The 19,361-nt window shown below is 70.3% G+C and carries 14 protein-coding genes; 4 read left to right on the top strand and 10 right to left on the bottom strand.

Annotation, left to right across the window (positions count from 1 at the left end; genetic code table 11):
* Positions 1 to 95 precede the first annotated feature (95 nt).
* From JQX13_RS12500 to JQX13_RS12490, 3 genes are read left to right on the top strand one after another with little or no spacing between them, the layout of a single operon-like run.
* A complete protein-coding gene (locus JQX13_RS12500) occupies positions 96 to 2,003 on the top strand; it encodes a two-component system sensor histidine kinase NtrB (protein ID WP_239014718.1) in 1,908 nt (635 codons plus the stop codon).
* The gene (locus JQX13_RS12495; RefSeq protein WP_203409230.1) at positions 2,000 to 3,346 is read left to right on the top strand and encodes a hybrid sensor histidine kinase/response regulator; all 1,347 of its coding nucleotides are present in this window, start codon (positions 2,000 to 2,002) and stop codon (positions 3,344 to 3,346) included. The genes JQX13_RS12500 and JQX13_RS12495 overlap by 4 nt, the downstream gene beginning before the upstream one ends.
* Before the next feature lies 1 nt (position 3,347).
* Complete coding sequence (locus JQX13_RS12490) at positions 3,348 to 3,842, top strand: GNAT family N-acetyltransferase (protein WP_203409229.1); 495 nt, start codon at positions 3,348 to 3,350, stop codon at positions 3,840 to 3,842.
* Positions 3,843 to 3,854: 12 nt separating this feature from the next.
* On the opposite strand, the gene JQX13_RS12485 is transcribed toward JQX13_RS12490, so the two are convergent.
* The 6 genes from JQX13_RS12485 to JQX13_RS12460 form a co-directional block, all read right to left on the bottom strand.
* Positions 3,855 to 4,604: a hypothetical protein gene (locus tag JQX13_RS12485; protein WP_203409228.1), complete on the bottom strand. Its 750-nt coding sequence runs from the start codon at positions 4,602 to 4,604 to the stop codon at positions 3,855 to 3,857.
* 2 nt (positions 4,605 to 4,606) lie between these two features.
* Positions 4,607 to 5,869: an oxygenase MpaB family protein gene (locus JQX13_RS12480; RefSeq protein ID WP_203409227.1), complete on the bottom strand. Its 1,263-nt coding sequence runs from the start codon at positions 5,867 to 5,869 to the stop codon at positions 4,607 to 4,609.
* 108 nt (positions 5,870 to 5,977) lie between these two features.
* Positions 5,978 to 10,048 (bottom strand): AAA family ATPase, encoded by a 4,071-nt coding sequence (locus tag JQX13_RS12475; protein ID WP_203409226.1) that lies wholly within the window; start codon positions 10,046 to 10,048, stop codon positions 5,978 to 5,980.
* Positions 10,049 to 10,207: 159 nt separating this feature from the next.
* Positions 10,208 to 11,548: a cytochrome P450 gene (locus JQX13_RS12470; RefSeq protein ID WP_203409225.1), complete on the bottom strand. Its 1,341-nt coding sequence runs from the start codon at positions 11,546 to 11,548 to the stop codon at positions 10,208 to 10,210.
* A 49-nt stretch (positions 11,549 to 11,597) separates the two neighbouring features.
* Complete coding sequence (locus JQX13_RS12465; protein ID WP_203409224.1) at positions 11,598 to 12,932, bottom strand: M16 family metallopeptidase; 1,335 nt, start codon at positions 12,930 to 12,932, stop codon at positions 11,598 to 11,600.
* On the bottom strand, positions 12,932 to 14,203 hold the full coding sequence (locus tag JQX13_RS12460) for an insulinase family protein (protein WP_203409223.1): 1,272 nt from the start codon (positions 14,201 to 14,203) through the stop codon (positions 12,932 to 12,934). The genes JQX13_RS12465 and JQX13_RS12460 overlap by 1 nt, the downstream gene beginning before the upstream one ends.
* Before the next feature lie 60 nt (positions 14,204 to 14,263).
* Between JQX13_RS12460 and JQX13_RS12455 the strand changes: the two genes are divergently transcribed.
* Positions 14,264 to 16,129, top strand: a complete 1,866-nt coding sequence (locus JQX13_RS12455; protein ID WP_203409222.1) for a hypothetical protein — start codon at positions 14,264 to 14,266, stop codon at positions 16,127 to 16,129.
* Here JQX13_RS12455 and JQX13_RS12450 read toward each other — a convergent pair whose 3' ends face one another.
* The 4 genes from JQX13_RS12450 to JQX13_RS12435 form a co-directional block, all read right to left on the bottom strand.
* The gene (locus tag JQX13_RS12450) at positions 16,130 to 16,324 is read right to left on the bottom strand and encodes a hypothetical protein (RefSeq protein ID WP_203409221.1); all 195 of its coding nucleotides are present in this window, start codon (positions 16,322 to 16,324) and stop codon (positions 16,130 to 16,132) included.
* 63 nt (positions 16,325 to 16,387) lie between these two features.
* Entirely contained in the window at positions 16,388 to 16,621 is a 234-nt protein-coding gene (locus JQX13_RS12445) for a hypothetical protein (protein ID WP_203409220.1), read from the bottom strand.
* 164 nt (positions 16,622 to 16,785) lie between these two features.
* A complete protein-coding gene (locus tag JQX13_RS12440) occupies positions 16,786 to 18,210 on the bottom strand; it encodes a reverse transcriptase family protein (protein ID WP_203409219.1) in 1,425 nt (474 codons plus the stop codon).
* A 413-nt stretch (positions 18,211 to 18,623) separates the two neighbouring features.
* Positions 18,624 to 19,355 carry an immunity 52 family protein gene (locus JQX13_RS12435; protein WP_203409218.1) on the bottom strand — a complete coding sequence of 244 codons (732 nt, stop codon included), beginning with the start codon at positions 19,353 to 19,355 and terminating at the stop codon, positions 18,624 to 18,626.
* Positions 19,356 to 19,361 lie beyond the last annotated feature (6 nt).

The following is a 19,361-nucleotide window of genomic DNA, read 5'->3' as shown; positions in this document are numbered from 1 at the left end:
ATACTTCCAGTCTCGCGGTCACTTGTTCCACTCCTGCGGGGCTCGCCGGGTTTCAGGCATACTCGGGCGGTAGTGGTAGGGAGAGCGCCCGTTTCATGTCGAGCATGTCCACCAGGGTCGCGGGAGCGCAGGGAGCCGGAGGGCTGGAGCCGTCGGGGCAGGGGGCCGCGCGCGTGGGCGTGGCGGCCCGGCTGTTGGCGCGTCTGGACTCATGCCTCTCCAGGCGGTTGCGTCGCGCGTCGGCCGAGGAGCTCGGCCGCTGCCGGATGTTGGTGGCCGCCCACGGCGTGCTGCTGCTGTGCGACGTGCTGTTCTTCCTCTGGGTGCCGAGGATGCCGCTTCCCCTGCTGATGGGAGCGGTGGCCCTGGTGGGCGGGGCGGGCAGCGTGACGTCGCTGCTGCTGCTGCGCCGGAGCAGCTCCTCGCGGATTCCGGCGCTGCTGCTGTGCACGGTGCTGACGGCGGGCTTCGTGGTGGCGGCGCTGCTCCTGGGGGACGTGGGCGTGGGGACGCATGCGGGCGGCATGCTGCTTCCCATGCTGTGCGTCTACCTGCTGGGGCCCCGCCGGGCCCTCTTCTTCGTGGCCTTTGGCGCCCTGGGCGTGGGGCTGGTGTTGCCGCTGGCCTCCGCGGCGGCTCCCGGCCCGTGGGGGCGTTGCCTGCTGGCCGCGCTCTTCCTCCTGGCCGGCTGGGGGATGAGCTGGCTGCTCACCGCGGTGAGGGAGCAGGCGAACTCGGCGCTCGAGCGGGCGCTGCGGGCGCTGCGAGACCACGAGCGCAAGCTGACGAGCCTGCTGGAGAACACGGAGGACGTCGTGTGCTCCGTGGATATGGATGGGCGGGTCATCGCGGCGAACCCCGCGCTCGGGGAGATGTACCGGGAGTTGATCGGCGTGGAGCTGGAGCCCGGGGCGCACCTCCTCCCGGACTTCGCGCCGGAGTCCCTGCGCCGACGCTGGCAGGAGTGCACCGCGCAGGTGCTCGCTGGCAAGCGCGTGCGCTTCGAGGCCTCGCCCTCGCGGCTCAAGCGGCCGAGGGTGCTGGACATCTCCGTCAACCCGGTGCTCGACGTGGCGGGCCGGGTGGTGGGGATGACGGTGTTCGGCCGGGACATCACGGACCGCAAGGAGGCCGAGGCCCGGCTGGGGGAGATGCACCGCAGCCTTCTGGACGTGTCGCGCCAGGCGGGCATGGCGGAGATCGCCACCGGCGTGTTGCACAACGTGGGCAACGCACTCAACAGCGTGAACGTGTCCGTCAACCTCCTGTCCGAGCGGCTGCACCAGTCGCGGCTGTCCGGCCTGTCGAAGGCCACGGAGCTGATGACCGAGCACTCGGCGGACCTGGGGCACTTCTTCACGGAGGATGGGCGGGGCAGGCAATTGCCCGCCTACCTGAAGGCGCTCACGTCGCAGCTCACGGTGGAGCGGGCGGAGTTGCTGGACGAGGTGCGCACGTTGCAAAAGAGCGTGGAGCACATCAAGAGCGTGGTGAGCATGCAGCAGGAGCACGCGCGCTTCTCGGGAGTGGTGGAGCGGCTGGAGGTGACGGCGCTGTTGGACGACGCGCTGCGCCTGCACTCCGTGTCCTTCGAGCGCCTGGGCATCCAGGTGAAGCGCGAGTATACCGAGGTACCCCTGGTGCGGGTGGACCGGCACAAGCTGCTTCAAATCCTGCTCAACCTGATGAGCAACGCGCGCCATGCGCTGCTGGAGTGCGGGCGGGCGGACAAGCTCCTCACCATCCGGGTGGAACGCATCGCCGCCGAGCGACTGCGTATCGCCGTGGCGGATAATGGGGTAGGCATCTCCCCGGAGGACGCCCCCCGCCTGTTCACCCAGGGATTCACCACCAAGAAGGACGGACACGGGTTCGGCCTTCACATCAGCGCACTTGCCGCGGCGGAGATGGATGCGTTCCTCTCCTGCTCCAGCGAAGGCCGTGGCCAGGGTGCTACGTTTACGATTGATCTGCCCATCTCGGGCGAGGAGAACAGGGCATGAACGCCCCGACCGCAGTCAACCGCCGCATACTCGTGGTGGATGACAACCAGGCCATCCACCAGGACTTCCGCAAGATTCTGTGTGCGCAGCCGGCCAGCACCGCGCTGGACGCCATGGAAGCCGCGCTCTTCGGAGGGGCGGCGGCGGCGCCCGTGGACACGGGCTTCGAGCTGGACTCGGCCTTCCAGGGCGAGGAGGGAATCGCCCGGGTGAAGGAGGCGGTGGCGCAGGGCCGGCCGTACGCGCTGGCCTTCGTGGACATCCGCATGCCGCCGGGCATCGACGGCGTGGAGACGGCGCAGCGGCTGTGGAAGGAGGACGAGGACCTGCAGGTGGTGCTCTGCTCGGCCTACTCCGACTACTCGTGGGAGGAGATGACGCAGCGGCTGGGCATCAGCCAGCGCCTGCTGATTCTGCGCAAGCCCTTCGACAACATCGAGGTGCGGCAGCTGGCGCACGCGCTCACGGAGAAGTGGGAGCTGCTGCGGCAGAGCCACAAGCGCATGGAGGACCTGTCGCGCGAGGTGGAGGAGTGGACGCGCGAGCTGTCGGTCGCCAACGAGCGGTTGCGCAAGGAGATGGAGGACCGGGCGAAGCTGGAGGTGCGCCTGGTGCAGGCCCAGCGGCTGGAGGCGCTCGGGCGGCTGTCCGCGGGCCTGGCGCACGAAATCAACAACCCGCTGAGCGTCATCATGGCGAGCGTGGGCTTCATCCGCTCGGAGCTGGACGACCATGCCAAGGGGGGCCGGCCGGTGGACCCGGGTGAGCTGAGCGAGGTGTGCTCGGACGCGCTGATTGGCGCCGAGCGGATTCTTCGCATCGTCAACGACTTCCGGCTCTTCTCGAGGTTGGACGGGCAGCCGCAGACGCGGGTGGACCTGCGCGAGGTGTTGGACCATGCGCTGTCCGGGGCCAGCTACAACCTGGGGCCCAAGGCGCAGGTGGTGCGCGACTACCAGGACGTGCCGCCGGTGCACGGCAGCGAGCAGGGACTGGAGCAGGTGTTCCTGGGCCTGCTGAACAACGCCGGGTACGCGGTGCAGGGAATCGCCGAGCCGCGTGTGAGCATCACCGCGCGCCAGCGCGATGACGGCTGGGTGGTGGTGGAGGTGAAGGACAACGGGGTGGGCATCGCCAAGGAGCACCTGGGCCGCATCTTCGACCCCTTCTTCACCACCAAGCCCCCGGGCACGGGCACGGGCCTGGGCCTGTCCATCTGTTACGGCATCATCTCGGGGCTCGGTGGCTCCATCGAGGTGGACAGCGCGCCGGGCGAGGGCTCCACCTTCCGGGTGAAGCTGCCGAAGGGGCCCGAGGTCGCGACCTCGGCGTCGGGTCCGTAGGATGCCCCTCTCCGTCCGACCCGCCCGGCCCGAGGACGGGCCCGCGCTGGGACGCATGGGCGCGGCGCTCGTGCGCCTGCACCATGCGTACGACCCCAGGCGCTTCATGACGCCCGAGGAGGACCTGGAGTCCGGCTACCGCTGGTGGCTGACGCGGGAGCTGAAGCGCCAGGGGGCGGTGGTGTTGGTGGCCGAGCGGGATGGCACGGTGGTGGGCTACCTCTACGCCACCCTGGAGGGGCGGGACTGGAACGCGCTGCGCGACGAGCACGCCGAGCTCCACGACCTCTGGGTGGATGAGTCGGTGCGAGGAAGGGGCGTGGGCGCGCTGCTCGCCGAGGAGCTGCTGCGGCGGCTGCGGGCCCAGGGGGTGCCGCGCGTCATGTTGATGACCGCGACGAAGAACGAGGCGGCCCAGCGGCTCTTCGCCCGGCTCGGCTGGCGCGTCACCATGTTGGAGATGACGCGCGAGCTGGAGGATTCCGACGAGGCGTAGTCCTCGCCGTGCTCAGGCCACCACCGCCAGGGTGGGCTGCTCCCGCCTCGCCTCGGGCTCCGGCTCTCGAGTCGTCGCCTTCACCACCTTCGTCACCACGTAGATGTAGAGGCAGTCGAACAGGAAGATGGAGAGGCACAGGAAGGTGAGGAAGTTCAGCCCGCCCAGCCAGTCCTGCGTCAGGCCAATCACGTAGTGGCACTCGATGGAGGTGCCCAGCGTGCCCAGCATCTTGCACCACGCCGCGGGCACCGACAGCCCGCGCCCGCCCTGATGCTGGCGCGAGAAGGCGAAGAAGAGGAAGGTCACGCTCATGACGAGGTTCACCATGAACGCGCCCATCAGCCCCAGCATGTCGTGGTACTGGACGTAGAAGGCATACAGGCCGAACGTCGAGAGCATCACCGTGCCAGCAACAACCGCGTAGAAGCTGTTGCGAATCTCCGGAATCGTCTGCAGCTCCCGGCCGTAGCGCAGCAGCTGGTAGACGATGACCAGGTCCACGAAGAACCACACCCGGTCGAAGAAGTGCCAGAGCGGCACCGGATTGGGGATGACCCACGAGGCCAGTGTCTCCCAGGCCAGGTTCATGCAGATGGCCACCAGCGGCAGGCCGTAGGACTTGTCCTGGAAGCACTTCCGGATGATGAGGACGTAGGCGAGAATCCAGAAGACGCAGCCAATCTCACCGATGACGTTGAACCACGCGAACGGATCGAACGGACCGCCGCGAACCTGCTCGAAGGTGAAGGTCGGGTGCATGGTCAGACCACCTTCTTGCTGGAGTCGTTCTGCTCGGAAGTCCGGTGCTGGGCGGCCGCCGCCGATAGGAGCGCCGCCTCGGTCTCGCTCCTGCGCCGGGCGTTCGCGGCGCGGGTGCCCGCCTTGATGCGCCACCGGTCCTGCAGGTGCTCCGGGATGTAGAAGGGCGTGCGCTGGCCTCCGCGTTCCACGAGCAGCATCCCCTCGACGATGTCCTTGCTGATGAAGCGCAGCAGCTTCGCCGCGACGAAGGTGTTGTCACCCACCCAGTCCGTGAGCTCGCCCACGTACTTCACGGCCTGGGGAATGATGGCCGTCCAGTCCGGCTTGGGCACCTTCAGCATGTCCGCCACGTTCAGCCCCTGCCACTGGTCCTGGTCCAGGAAGAAGTGGATCATGCTCGCCGGCAGCCCATCCAGGATGTCCGGCGTGAGTGCCTGCATGCCCTCGATGAGCTCGGCCGTCATGGCCACGCCCTCCTCCGAGTACGCCACCTGCCGCTGGCGGATGAGCCGGGTGAGCTGGCGCGCCTCGTCCACGTTGGCCGGAATCAGCCGCTCGTCCACGCCGATGATGCGCCCCACGGCCGTCCACGCGTAGAGCCACGCCTCCTGCTGCTCCGGCGTGAGCTCGATGTGGAGGGCCTTCATCCCCTCGAGCACCACGAAGGCGAAGGTCATCAGCGTGCCGGCCAGGTCCTCCTGGTTGATGGGCTCGCCCAGCTCCCGCGCGTCCCAGGGGTGGCGCGTGTCGTGGCGGATCATGTAGCGGACGGCCGCATGCATCAGCCGCACCTTCTGCGTGGTGCACACGCCTCGTCCGTCGGGCTCGAGGCCGCCCTCGGTCATTACATCCACGACCATCTGGGCCGTCTCGAAGACGCGCCGCACGGGACGCTTCTGCAGGAATCCGGTGCGGTAGAGCACCTGGACACCCTTGCGCGCCGCGTACGCCGCCGGCAGCGAGTAGAAGCCGAGGATCATCATCACCTCGGGGCCGAAGAGGTCGAAGAGCTCCTGGCCCTGGCGCAGCTTCTCTGAATCCAACCTCGGCACGGACGCCCGCGTGCGCGCGAGGTAATCCCTTACATAGGGTGGCAGCTGGCTGGATGGCAGATCATCGTTCTCGACGAGGGTCCTCATCAGCCGGTTGACCGCGTCCACCTTTCCTTCAGTGAACAGTCTTTCGATCACTGCATCGGCGAGTGGATCCATCCTCGTCCGCATCTCGTCCATGAAGTCATGGGTCCAGAGACTCGACGGCATGTGGTGCGCTCCCGCGGGATGATGTGAAACGTTCCCCCCTCCCGCTGACCTTGAATTGTAGTCGGCGGGTTCCGCGATGCTGTGAAGCGATTCACAGGGAGTGAGGATTCAGGACAACGTCTCGACGGTCTGCAGTGCGCCCGTGGCTCCCAGTCGCTCGAAGATGAGGACGGCCCGGGACTGGTGGATGGCGCGGGTGCCGCCGGGGGCGCGGGCGGTGCGGGCCAGCTCGTAATGGGCCAGTCCCTCATCGGTGGGCATGCGGTAGGTGCGCGCGTGGTCGATGGCGCGCAGCCACAGGGACTGGGCACGCTCGGTGCGGCCCTCCAGCCATGCTTGTGTCCCCTCCAGGCGCGCGGCGCGGCTGAGCGCGGTGGGGTAGAGCCGGCTCGCCTTGCGCAGCGCTCGGAGGGACTCGGCGGCCAGGGCCCGGGACTCGGCCTCCAGGGGAGTTCCCGTGCCTCGCTTCTCCTCCCAGAGCTCCAGGCACGCCTGGACCAACGCCGTCAGGGAAGTGAGGTCGGACCACACCACCAGCGGGCGCTTGCTCAGCATGCGCAGGGCCTCGCGCGCATGGACGATGACGCGGGCGTGCTCGCCCGTGCGCCGGGCCACGAGCGCCGAGTTGCAGTGATAGCGCGCCACGGCGAGCGGATCCGCCCACGGCAGCAGGAACTCCGCCTCGCGCAGCCGCTCCACCGCCTCGTCCAGCCTCGCGAGCAGCAGCAGCGTGGGCGCCATCTCCGTGAGGGCCCACATCATGTTGACGGCGTTGGAGGCCTCGTTCGCCACCCGCAGCATGGACTCGCGCACGTACTGCGCGGCGCCCGGCTCGCGCGCCATCTCCAGCCCCATGCCCAGCACCTCCAGGCCCATGCACAGGGTGGAGCGATCGTTGCTGCGGCCGGCCGCGGCGACGCCCGTCTCCACCTGGTCCAGACCTTCCTCCCAGCGCCCGAAGGTCAATTGGTAGGCGCCATGGACGATGTCGGTGATGGGCGGCCGGGTGTCTTGTTTGATGCTGGCCCGGCGAAAGTACCGGTCCGCCAGCCCATGCATCCGGCCCAGGCCCACCATGTACCCCACCGCGTTGTAGGCGAGCGTCGCCGACGCGTAGTCGCGCGCCGCCTCCGCGTTGTTGACGGCGACGAAGTTGGACGTCATGTGCTCGAGCATCCGGTCCGCGAAGAAGCTCTGCTCGGAGAGCGTGCTGAAGATGCTCGCGGCGATCGCGAGCCGCTCCCGCTCCTCGGGCGTAGCCGGCTCCGGCAGCCAGCGCCCCAGCGTCATGTGCGAGGCGTGCCGCATCAACTCCCACGCCAGCCGGCCACCCCAGCCCCACGGCGTGGAAGGCCGCGACAGGCCCAGCAGCCTCAAGGCGTTGTCACAGTGATTCCGGCTGTGCTCCGTTTCACCGAGGATGTAGTACGCGTTGCCGAGCCGCGCGTTCCAGCGGGCGCTGCGCAACGCGTCCACCGGCTCGGAGCCATTCGTGGACAGCTCCAGGGCCCGCTTGAGCAGGGCGATGGTCTCGGCATGTGCCCCGCGCGAGAAGGCGGCCTCCGCGGCCTGCTCCAGGTGCTCCAGCGCCCGCCCGGGCTCCTCCGCCAGCCGCCAGTGGTGCGCCAGCAGGGGCTGCAGGGGCTCGCCCCGCTCCTCCTGCTCGCGCTCGTGGAGGAGCGCCACCGCCCGGTGCAGCTCCCGGCGCTGGGAGAAGGCCATCAGGTGGTACGCCGCTTCCTGCACGAGCACGTGCTTGAAGGCATACACCGCGCCGCCCATGGAGTCCTCCTCGCGCTGCACCAGGCCCAGTTGCTCCAGCGCGGCGAGCTGCTCGGGCAGCGTGGCCTTGTCCTGCTCCACCGGGTGTACGGCCCGCAGCAGCTCGAAGGAGAAGGTGCGGCCGAGCACGCTGGCCACCTTCAAGGTGAGCTGCTGCTGCTGCGTGAGGCGGTCGATACGGCTGGTGAGCAGGCCCTGGATGGTGCCGGGCAGATCCAACCCCATCTTCTCCACCGAGCGCGCCACCAGCCGGCACTCGTCGCGCTCGATGACGAGGTAGCCCGCGTCGCGCAGGGCACACGCCAGCTCCTCGCTGAAGAAGGGGTGGCCCTCGGCACGGTCGCGGATGAAGGTGCCCACCTGGGCGGGAAGGTGGCGCACGCCGAGCCGCTGGCGCACCAGGGTCAGCACCTCCTCGTGGGGCATCCGCTCGAGCGGCAGGTGCACCGTGCCGGGCGCGTCGCGCAGGGCGCGGTACTCGGGCGGGACGCTCTCGCCCAGAGGCCGCAGGGAGAGCACCAGCAGCAGCCGCTTCACCCGCCGCTGCACCGCCTGCGCCAGCTCCCAGGAGGAGGAGTCCAGCCAGTGCGCGTCCTCGAGCACCACCACCCGCGGACGCTCCGCGGTGCACTCGTCGAGCAGTTGTACCAGCAGCTCGCGCGTGTTGGCGCCGCGCAGGCTGGCGGACATGCTCCGCACCACCTCGTTCTCCGGCACCTCCACCGGCAGCACCCCGTTGAGGAGTGGCGCCCAGGCATCGCGCTCGGGCCTCGCGCGCAGCCGCTCCATCAGGAGCGCGGTGCGGGCGGCCTCGTCCGGCAACCCCTCCAGCCCCAGCAGGCGCGAGAGCACGGGGCGCCACGCGCGGTAGGCCGAGGCGTGCTCCATCGACGTGCCCGCTCCCAGCGCCGTGGAGAGGCCCGCGGTCCGGGCCCGCTCCAGCACCTCGCCCACCAGCACGGACTTGCCGATGCCAGCCTCGCCCTCGAGCAACACGGTGGCGCCCACGCCCCGCTCCGCCAGCGCCCGCACCCCCGAGGCCAGCCGCGTGCGCTCCTCCTGGCGTCCCACCACCCGCGTGTCCCGCGTGGACGCCTCCGCTTCCCGGGTGCTCTCCTCGGGGCGGAACACCGGCACCGGGTGTGTGATCCCCTTCATCCGCAGCGGCGCGAGTGTCTCGAAGCGCAGCCGCGAGGAGACCAGTCTCAGCGTGGTGGCGTCGCAGAGCACGTCGTCCGCCGCCGCCTGCATCAGCCGCGCGGCCAGGTTCACCGTATGGCCCACCATCACGTACTCGCGCCGCGTGGCCCCGCCCGTGGTGCCGCAGAAGACGCGCCCGGTGGCCAGACCCATGCTGTGGCGCACGCCCTGCTCCCTCAACGCCACCCGCAGGTCGAGCGCCGTCTGCACCGCCCGCGCCGCGTCGTCCTCGTGCGAATGCGGCGGCAGCCCGAAGGCCGCCACCACCACCACGCCCTTGTCGTCCACCACCACCTGGTTGGCGCTGCCCTCGTAGCGGAACAGCACCGACTGGAGGGTGCGCAGCGCGCGCTGCAACTCCTCGGGCTTCTGGCCCGCGGCGAACTCCCGCGCGCCCAGGTTGATGAACAGCACCGTGACGGTGCGGAACTCGGACAGCCACTGGCCATGCCCGGCCTCCAGCCGGTGCGCCACCACCAGCGGCAGGTAGGCAAGCAGCGCCGGCTCCAGCTCCGGCCCCGGCTCCAGCGGGCGCACCTCCGGCAGCGGCACGGGCTCCATCTCCACCAGCTTCCAGCCCGCCGTCCCCCGGGGCTCCGCCTGGGCGCCCTCCAACAAGAGCCAGGCGCGCGGGCCGAGGATGATCTCCCCCGGTTGCGCCGCCTGCTCCGCCTGCGTCATCTCCAGCAGCGGCTCGCCCGAGGCGAGGAACTCCCAGCGTCCCTTCTCTCCGCCCACGTCGGAGAGCCGCACCGTGCCCGCGCCGATGCCCACCTTCAGCCGCAGCCGTACTCCGTCCACCGGCTCGCTGCCGTCGATGAGGGCCTGCGCCACCTGGGCGCCACGGGCCGCCAGACGCACCGCGCGTGACAGCCCTCCGCTCGGATCCGCCGGCCACAGCGCCACCAGCGCGTCCCCGGCGAAGCGCAGCACGTCACCGCCGTGGACGGTCAGGGTGTCGATGAGCCGTGAGAAGCACGCGTCGAGAATGCCGCGCAGGCGCTCGGCGCCGGACGGGCCGCTCTTCTCCATCGCCTCGGCCAGGGCGGTGAAACCCGTCAGGTCGGCGAAGAGGACCGCGCCCTGCTGCTCGCGCCAGGCCCCTTCTCGCGGGCGCGCGTCATCCTCCAGGAGGGCACGCACCAGCGAGCCGGGCAGGAACGCCGACAGTGCGTGCAGCCTCGAAGGGGAAATCATGCCGGGCCCACCGCCGCCGGGTGGGGTGCCGGGGCGGAAGTGGGCCCATTCGTAGCAGATGACCGCCGCTCCGGCCACCCTCGCGGCCGGGGGGCGGGTGAGCAGGCAGGCAGGCAGCTACGCGGGTTCGCGCTCCGTGCGGATGCCGTCCAGACTCCGTCATGCGAGGGCTCCGTGCCGCGGCCCCTGATACACCAGCTCCGCGCCGTTCTCGGGGGCGTGCGTGACGTTGCGGCGCACCGGACGCTCCTGCTCGCCGCTCGCGAGCGCGAAGCGGTGCGCCGCCAGCAGCGTGCCCAGGGCGATGCGCATTTCGTACAGGGCGAAGGCCGCGCCGATGCAGCGCCGCGCCCCACCACCGAAGGGCAGGTACTCGAAGGGCGAGAACTTGCGCTCCAGGAAGCGCTCCGGCCGGAAGCGCTCGGGCTCGGGGTAGAGCACCGGATCCCGGTGCACGACGCAGATGGCGGCCATGATGCCGGTGCCCGCGGGCAGCTCACGTCCACGCAGGGTGAAGGGCGCCACGGTGCGGCGGCCCACCACGGGGATGATGGGGTGCAGGCGCAGCGACTCGTCGCACACCGCGCCCAGGTAGGGCAGCTTCGCGAGCGCCTCCGGCTCGGGCACCGCTCCCAGGGGGGCCAGCTCCTTCAGCAGCCGCTCGAGCGTGTCGGGGTGGTGGTGCAGGTGGTGGAGCGCCCAGGCCAGGCCGATGGCCGTGGTCTCGTGGCCCGCGAGCAGCAGCGTGCGCAGCTCGTCCTTGAGCTCCGCGTCCGTCATGGGCTGGCCTTCCTCGTCCCGCGCGCCGAGCAGCAGGCTGAGGATGTCCTCGTGCCCCTCCTCGTGCCCGCGCCGCGTGGCGAGCTCCTCGGAGAGCATCCGGTCCAGCTCCGCCACGTGGCGCTGGAAGCGCGCCCAGGGACCCAGGCCGCCGAAGGAGCGCCGCAGGGGCTTCGCCGCCATCAGCAGGGGCGTATAGGACTCCATGTAGACCGACAGGGCCTCGCGGAAGCGCCGCATGCGCTCCGGCTCCTCGATGCCGAAGACGGCGCGGATGATGACGTCCAGGGAGATGGCCTGGGTGACGTCCTGGGCGCGGAGGGTGCTTCCCGGCCGCAGGCCCTCGGCCGCGCGCAGGGTGATGTCCCGCATCAACAGTCCGTAGGCGCGCATGCGCTCGCCGTGGAAGGGCGGCATGAGCAGCTTGCGCTCGCGCTTGTGGCGCTGCCCTCCCATCAACAGCAGCGAGTTGTCCCCCACGGCCGGCGCCAGAATCAGGTGGCCCAGCGGCTCGAAGAGGGCCGGGTCCGCGCTGAAGATGTCCCGGACGCCCTCGGGGTCCCCCGTGACGACCACGTCGCCCACCGGCAGCGCCGCGGTGAAGGGGTCCCCGTAGCGCGAGCGGCACTCGGAGAGGAAGGCCGTGGCGTTCTTGAGGAAGCGGAACGTCTGCAGGGGCTTGAGCTGGCGGGGCCCGGGCGGCAGCTGTGGGGGGGGCATGGCGCGTCCTCCTGGTGTGCGAGCGGCGGAAACTCTGGAAACTTATGCCTCAGCCGGCGAAGGGCGAGAAGTTCACCACCACCTGCCGGTCGGGGACGAAGGTGCGGCGCGCGAAGTCCCGCACGGCCCCTCGAGGTAGGCGCGTGGGAGGAATCAACAGCCGTGCTGGATTCAGGGGGCCCGAGCGCGGCTGGGCCACCTCGCGCGCCAGCTGGGTTCCCCGCCCCAGGTCATCCTCCTCGCGCTGCGCGTACTCCCGCTGGATGTGCCGGTCCACCAGCTTCTCCTCCGCGGCCGTCGGGGGCTCCGTCGCCAGCCCCGCGAAGGCCAGCTGCATCCGGTCCGGCAGCGTGCTCGAGTTGATGGAGGCACTGAAGGCGAGCGCCATCAGGAAGGTGTTCCCCCGCAGCGTCATGCACTGCACCTCCATGCCCATCGCCATCGGCTCCTCGATGTGCAGCGAGCGCAGCAGCCGCAACTTCAGCAGGGCCGCCGCGCGCGGGCACGTGCCCTGGTCCCTCGGCGCCACCGCGTACCCATACGCGATGAGGCTGAAGTAGGCGCGCGTGGTCTGCTCGATGGGCAGCAGCGGCGGCGGCACCTGCGCGGGCTTGTACTCTCCGGGCCGCGAGGGGGGCAGCCGCACGGAGCGCTCCAGCATCCCGAGCACCTCCTCGCGCTTCACCCCGCCCGTGACGACGATGCTGGTGTTGGCCGGGAGGTAGTGCCGCGTGTAGAAGCCCGACAGGTCCTCGCGGGTGATGCCGTTGAGCGTCTGCTGGGTGCCGAGGATGGAACGCGAGCCCGGCCCCGCGAAGAGCGTGTCCTCCAGGTGCTCGTGGAAGCCCGGGCCCTGGCCGAAGTACTGGCTCTCGGTGCCAATGATTTCCACCTCGCGCTGCATCTGCCGCGGGTCGAGCTTGGGGCTGGTGACGATGCGCACGAGCTGCTCGGCCAGTGGCAGGAAGGACTCCGCCGGAGCCTCCAACACGTAGGTGGTGGAGTGGGCGCTGGTGAGGCCATTGAATCTACCGCCCGCGGCCTTCACCGCCTGCTGGAAGTCATCGCCCCGCACGTCGAAGGTGCCGTGGAAGATGAGGTGCTCGAGCAGATGCGCCAGCCCTTCCTTGCCCCCGGGGTCGTTGCGCGAGCCGGTGCGCACCACGTAGTGCAGCGAGGCCCACGCCGCCTGGGGACGCAGCGCGAGCACCAGCTCGCTCCCATCGGGGAGCTTCTCCACCGTCGGACGCAGCGTCGGGGCGGCCTCCACCGCGCCACGGGCCCGGGCTCGGGCCCGGCCACGGGCCAGGGACACGGTGGAGAGGAGCACCAGGGCCAGCAGCACGGCCCGGCCCGCGAGGGGCATCAGCGGGTTCGTGCGCACTAGCGGCCCTCCATGACGGTGAGGAAGTGGATTTGAATGGAGGACTCCTCGCGCAGCCAGGCGGAGGCCACCTCGCGCAGGGCCTCGGGGGTGAGGGACTCGAGTGCCGCGGGCAGCTCCGGGCCGTACCAGGCCGGCCGCTCGCGGGCGGTCCTCAGCGCCTCGGCCACCTCGAGCGGTTCGCGATCGGCCAGGCGCAGCCGGATGAGGTTGGCCTTCTGGTGGCGCTCGAAGGCGCCGGGCTCGAGCTGGCCCTCGCTCACCGCGCGCACCTCCTCGCGCAGGAAGGGGCCCAGGTCGATGCCCGAGCGCTCCGCGGCCGGGAGGATGAGCGCGAGCGCGTCGAGCGAGGCGGTGAAGACGGGCTCGGAGGCGAAGCTGTAGCCCACCCCGGCGTTGCGGAAGCGCTGGAAGAGCCGCTCCTCCAGCAATGTCGCGAGCACCCGCGCCGCCGCCGCGTCGCGAGCCGTCTGGATACGGAGGGGATAGGCGAGCACCTGCACCTCGCGCGAGGCGGGCGTTCGGCGCTTGTAGGGCAGCTTGAACGTGGGACGCTTGCGCTCGAGGACGGTGCCGCCGCGGAAGCCCGACACCAGCTTGCGCAGGGCCTTGGCGTCGAAGCGCCCGGTGGCGATGACGGTGGCGTTGCACGGCGCCAGCATCTTGGAGAGGTGCTCGCGCACCGCGTTCAGCGGCATGCCCTGGGCGTCGGACACGGAGCCGAGGTGCGGATCCCTGTAACGCGTCTCCTCCTCGAGCATCGCGCGCACCAGCAGCAATTCCAGCCAGACATCCGGGTCGAGCGGCTGCGCGTCGTTCTCGGCCCGCTCCAGCGCCGCCTCGTAGCGCCGCGGGTCGAGCTTCGGCGAGAGCACGGTGGTGAGGAGCGTGCGGGCGAGCGCGTCGAAGTCCTCGGGCGAGGCGGTGAGGGTGAAGCGGCTCTCGTGCAGCCCGGTGCGCATCTCGAGCGTCGCGGCGGCACCGTAGAGCGCGGTGTACAGGGACGCGTAGCTGCCGCGCGCGTTGGCGTGCAGCAGCGCGTGCTGGGAGATGCGCGTCAGCCCGTTGACCATGCCGTCATCCGCGGCGCCCACGTTGAAGACGATGGTGAGCGTGGAGCGCTTCGCCTCGCGCGGGGCGAGCACCAGCAGCGGGTGGTGGGGCGAGGCGCGGGACGTCTCCACCTCGAAGGGCGCGGCGAGCACCGAGGGCGCGAGCAGCAGGAGGGCCACCGAGGCGGAGAAGGAGAGCGCGAGACGTGTGGAGCGCATGACGCCGTGGGGACTGGTAACGGAAGGAGGGTCGAGGCAGGCTGGCCCGCGAAGACTGCCATGAGCACCGCCCTTCCGTCCTCCTGCCCCTCCTGCCAACACCCGCTCTCCCTGTACCAGGGCCGCTGCGCCCGCTGTGGAGCGCTCCTGGAAGACTCGGGCTCCGGGTTGGAGTTGGACCTGGGCGGGGATTCCGGGTTGGAGCTGGACCTGGACAGGGGCCCCTCTCGAGGGCGCCAGGGATTGGACCGGGATGCACTGCCCGTCCGCGCGCCGCAGTGGAGCCCGCCGTCTTCCTCTCCCACGCCTCCGGTGAGGAAGGCGACACCTCCGGTCTCCGTCCCGGTGGGCCGAGGAGCCGCGGCGCCTGTCGAGGCCGTGGAGCCCGTGGTGGCGCCGCGACCGGGAGCGGCCCGGAAGCTCTTCGCCGTGGGCGTGCTGGCGCTGGTGGGGACGGGGGCCGTGTTGCTCACCCAGGGCCTGCTGCCCGCGCGCTTCCCGCCGCTGCTGACGATGCTCGTGTGGGTGCCCGCGCTCACGGGGGCGCCTTCGGACTTCTTCGCGCCCTCTGCGTGGGTGCTGTCGCTGCTGCCGTGGGGCCTGTTCGCGCTGGCGCTGGCCGTGGGACACCGGCTGTCGCTGTGGGCCCGAGTGCCCATGGAGCAGGGCCTGGTGGAGTGGTTGGCGCTCGCGCTCGTGCCGGGCGTGCACCTGGTGGGAGGACCGCTGGTGCTGGGCGAGCTGGGCTCGTCCGCCGAGTCCCTCGAGCCCGGACTCCGTCTGCGATTGAAGGTGAGGACCGTGGCGGCCGTGGCGCTCGACGTCCTCTCCGTGTCGTTCGGAATTCAAGCGGCGCGCGAGCCCGGGGAGGTCCTCTTCGTGGCGGCGTTGGCGCTCCGGGTGCTGTCGGTGGCGGCCTTCGCCGGGGTGCTGTTCGGGGTGGGAAGGGCACTTCGGGTGCTGGCACGCGGCAGCGAGGCACCGGTGACCACGGGAGGGAAGGGACGGGGCTGGGGCTCGGCCGCTCGAAGGGGTGGCTCCAGGGGGCCGCTCGTCACGGCGGCGTGGGCAGTGGCGCTGGGAGTCTGCGTGGTGGCGGTTCCCCTCGTGTGGTTCATCCGGAGCGAGGCGAGGACGTGCGAGTCGGGAACGGCGCTGCGCTCCACGCAGGGAGCCGGGGGCCGGTGGGTGGGCGCGTGCGTGCTGCCGGATGGACGGAGGCAGGGACGGGCGCAGACGCGAGCCTGGGACGGGCGGCTGCTGGAGAGCGGCGAGTACCGGCAGGGACAGCGGCACGGCACCTTCCGCATGTGGAGCGAGCGGGGCGTGTTGCTGGAGGAGTCGTCCTACGCCGAGGGGCAGCCGGACGGGAGGTGGAAGCTGTACAGGGCGGACGGGCAGCGCGCGCTGGAGATGGGGTACGCGGGAGGACAGCTCTCAGGAGAGAGCACCACGTACTACGCGAACGGGAACCCGAGGTACCGCAAGAACTACCAGCGAGGCGTGGTGCACGGGCGGCACGCGAGGTGGTTCGAGTCGGGGCTGGTGGAGGTGGAGGGCGCGTTCAACCAGGGGAGGCCGTCGGGGTGGTGGGTGCAGCGGAACGCGGAGGGCAAGGTGGTGAAGCAGTGGAGCGAGGGCGGCCTGAGCGCGGACGAGGAGACGGCGGGCGTATCGGCCGTGTTCATGGGAGATGCCACGCTGGCGTCGTCACGAGTGATGGGCCCGTCCGATGTGGTCGAGCTGCGAGCGGGCCACACGCGGGAGTGGTGGCAGAAGCGGCTCGGAGAGCTCAAGATCGAGGCGGGAAGGGATTCAGAGAGCGCCGCGCTCTACCAGCTCACGTTGCGGCGAGCGCGGGCCAACGGCTTCGTTGTTTTCGAGAAGACCGAGGGCGTGGAGCTCGCGCTGGAGCCCGTGCACTGATCAGCGGGGCTCGGGTCTGCGCACCCGGGCCACCTGCTTCGTGTGGGCGATGGCCTCGAGGTTCTCCTCGCGGAGGGGATTTGCACGGCGTAGGGCTTTCGTTCTGCGTTCGGCGTCTTCGAGCAGGGTCCAGGCCTCACGGGCCCGTTTGGGGAACAGGTCCAGGGACTGGACGTAGAGACAGGCCGCATGCACGCGGTCGTCCGAGTCGGAGAGCCCCAATCGCTGGAAGCGGCGCAGCGCGCGTCCGAAATCCTTTCAGGGAAGGCCGAAGGCGAACGCTTCGGTGAACAGGGTCCGGGCGGTACGCGCCCGGATGAGCCTGCGCTCGCTCTCCGTGCGAGCTTCACGCAGGAATTGTTTCTCCTGGGCCAGGAGCGCGCGCTCGAACTCAGCGTAGGGAACCCTGGCCGCGAACAGCTCCTGATGAAGTTGATCCCTTCGCATCGCGACCGAGCGCCACCAGTCCTGCCGGTTACGGTTCATGCTCATGTCCCCCGGCAGATCTTGCCGTTGACCCGAGCAGGCAAGAAGCCTCTCCGGTAGCCCACGCATTTTCAGGCCCCCCATAGGAGGAGTGTAGCGCCTGGTGAGGTGGCGAGTTGGATGGGAGCTTCGATGCGTTCGACTCGTGACAGCAGGCGCTTCGAGCCGCGTTACGCCTCGCGCTTCTCCAGCGCGGCGAGCCGCTCCAGCAACGCGCGGCCCTTCGCCGGATCCGTCATGTGGATGAAGGCGGCCATGCCCTTGAGCTGCTCGAGCGTCTCGCCTTCCTTGCCTTGCTTGCCCTTCTCCCGGTTGTGCAGCGCCGCTCGCAACTGGCGCAGCACCTCGCGCGGCACTCGCGCTCCGGGCTGGCCCTTCGGGGCCTCGTTCACCACCAGTCCCGTCACCACCTGCCGGTTCCCCGGACGCATCACTCGCGTCTTGTCCGGGTGCACCCGGAAGCCCTCCGCCTCCAGCACCTTCTCCACCCGGGCGATCAGCACCGCCACTGGCGCTTCCGTCTTCCCCCGGCTCCTGCGCCAGGAGAACGTCATGTCGTCCGCGTAGCGCGTGTACGTGAAGCCCAACCGCCTCGACAGCGCCGACAGCCGCTTGTCCAGACGCAGGCACAGCGCGTTGGTGATTCCCGGTGACGTCGGCGCCCCTTGCGGCAGCGCGCGCGGCCCCTTCGCCACGTACAGCGTCTTCCCGCGGAACTGCACCACCTCGCGCGGCGCCTCCGTGGCCATCAGCGCCAGCAGCGTCGCCGAGCCCTCCGCCAGCCCTCCCTTGCGCAACAGGCCCTTCACCCGCTGCCACGTCACCGACGGGAAGAAGTCCTTGATGTCCATCTTCACCACCACGTCCGCGCCCTTGTGCGCCAGCGCGTTGGTGACGATGGAGCGCCCCGCCACGAAGCCGTGCGCTGCTCCGTGCACCGGCAGCCGCTCGATGACGTTCGCCAGCACCCATCGCTGCGCCTGCTTCAGCTCCTTCTTCGGCGAGGTGATGGTCCGCTTCCCACCGTCCCGCTTGGGAATCTCCCAGCTGCGGTAGTGCGTCCCCGTGTCCACCTCCCGGTGGTAGCTGAACCAGCGCAGCCTCGCCACGCTCAGCCCCAGCGCCTTCGCCAGCGTCTGGGCCGACTCCAGCTCCGGCAATCCGTTCGCCTTCGCCCGCTCCTCGCGGTCCTTCAGGTCGAACTTGTCCGGGCCTCCCGCCTCCTCCCAGTGCACCCCCGCGCCCAGGTGGTTGATGTGCGCGGTGCGCCACGCCTCCCACGCCAGGCGCTTCAACGCGCGGCGCTCGGCGGCCTCTGCCTTCTTCTTCTCCTTCCAGGCCGCCTTCTCCTTCTCGGAGAGGCCGCTCGGATCCTCGTGCTCGGGCGCGAGCCCCTTGGCCTTCAGCTCGGCCTCGACCCACGCCTCCTGGCCGCCGGCCTCTTCAATCGCCTTCCAGCGAGCCAGCCGTGCCTGCTCCTCGCGCTGGCTCACCTCGCGTTGGGCCACCACGTTGGCGGAGGCGGGAACAGGGGCGGGGGCGGGCACCACCACGGGGGCCGCTGCGGGGACGAACGTCTCGAGCTTCGCGGTCATCGCGGCACCTCGGTACGGCGAGGAGACGTCATGGGGGACGGGGGGGCGCGAGCGGTCGAGAGAGGCCTGGAATCCACCACCTGCTCACCTGGGGCACGGTAGCCTCACCGGCTCTCCCCGGTAGAGGGGCATGGGCCCCTTGGGGAAACGGCGGTTGCGTCGTTGGCTCAGCTCCCCGAGGGGCCCATGCCCCTCTACCGGGAGAGAGCCAAGAACAGGCTACCTTGCGGAGAGTGTCCTGCATTGCTTCCAGAGCGGCGCAGCGCCGCTCCCGCGCTCGAGGCGCGAAGGCTGATGCTTTCCGGACCTCTCTCGACCACTCGCGCTACCTGGCGCGTTCGCCGTGCTTCGTCGCGTCCACCCCTCCTGAGGGGTTTTCTACACCATCCCGGATGCCGAGTCGATGAAGGCCGTCAGGTCTCCCACGGGCGCAGGGGCGTGAGCAGGCCGGCCTGGGCGAGGCGCTCGGCCACGTCGCGCGCCAGCTCCACGTGGGCGGGGTTGGAGGCGGTGAAACGCTCGGGGGTGAGGATGACGAGCGTGCCCTTGTTCTCCACGGCCTCGATGTGGACGGGCGGAGGCAGGGGGGGCAGTGGGCCGCGCCGGTGGGAGAAGTACATGAGCCAGCCGACGAAGGTGCCGGCCCTGGCGGATTCCGGCGCCACCAGGTTCCGATGCTGAGAAGAGGTGGCGATGCCCCACTCGGGTTCGAAGGCCATGGCCATGGCGCGCAGTATCTGGGCAAGCACGGAGGTCTGGAGTACGCGCTCCTCGGCGGGGCCTTCCTCTGGCGGGTTGAACAGGCACGAGTTGGAGACCCAGACGGATGCATCACCACAGAGGAGTGACAGGGTGCTCGCTGCCTCGTGGGTCTGCCCATTCCAGCCCCTCAGCGAGAAGCCGTCGTCGGCGAAGCGTCCTTCCTTCTGCGCTTGCTGGTGGAATACCTTCGCGAGACTCGCGGCATCGGGTTCAAGGCGATGCTTCAGCGCCTCTTCGAGGGTGCGGCCTTTTCTGAACCAGTGAGCGAGGCTCGGGTCGCACGAGGCCAGCAGACGGAAGAAGGACTCCGCACGCTGGGCGCAGGTCTCGGCCGACTCCCGCCGGGATAGCCAGTAGGCTCCCACGTAATATGTTTCCTTCATTCGAGT

Origin of the sequence: Archangium violaceum, assembly GCF_016859125.1 — a bacterium.
Lineage (GTDB): Bacteria > Myxococcota > Myxococcia > Myxococcales > Myxococcaceae > Archangium > Archangium violaceum_A.
The sequence above is the reverse complement of the archived record's forward strand: the minus strand, read 5'-3'. Positions and strand labels throughout refer to the sequence as shown.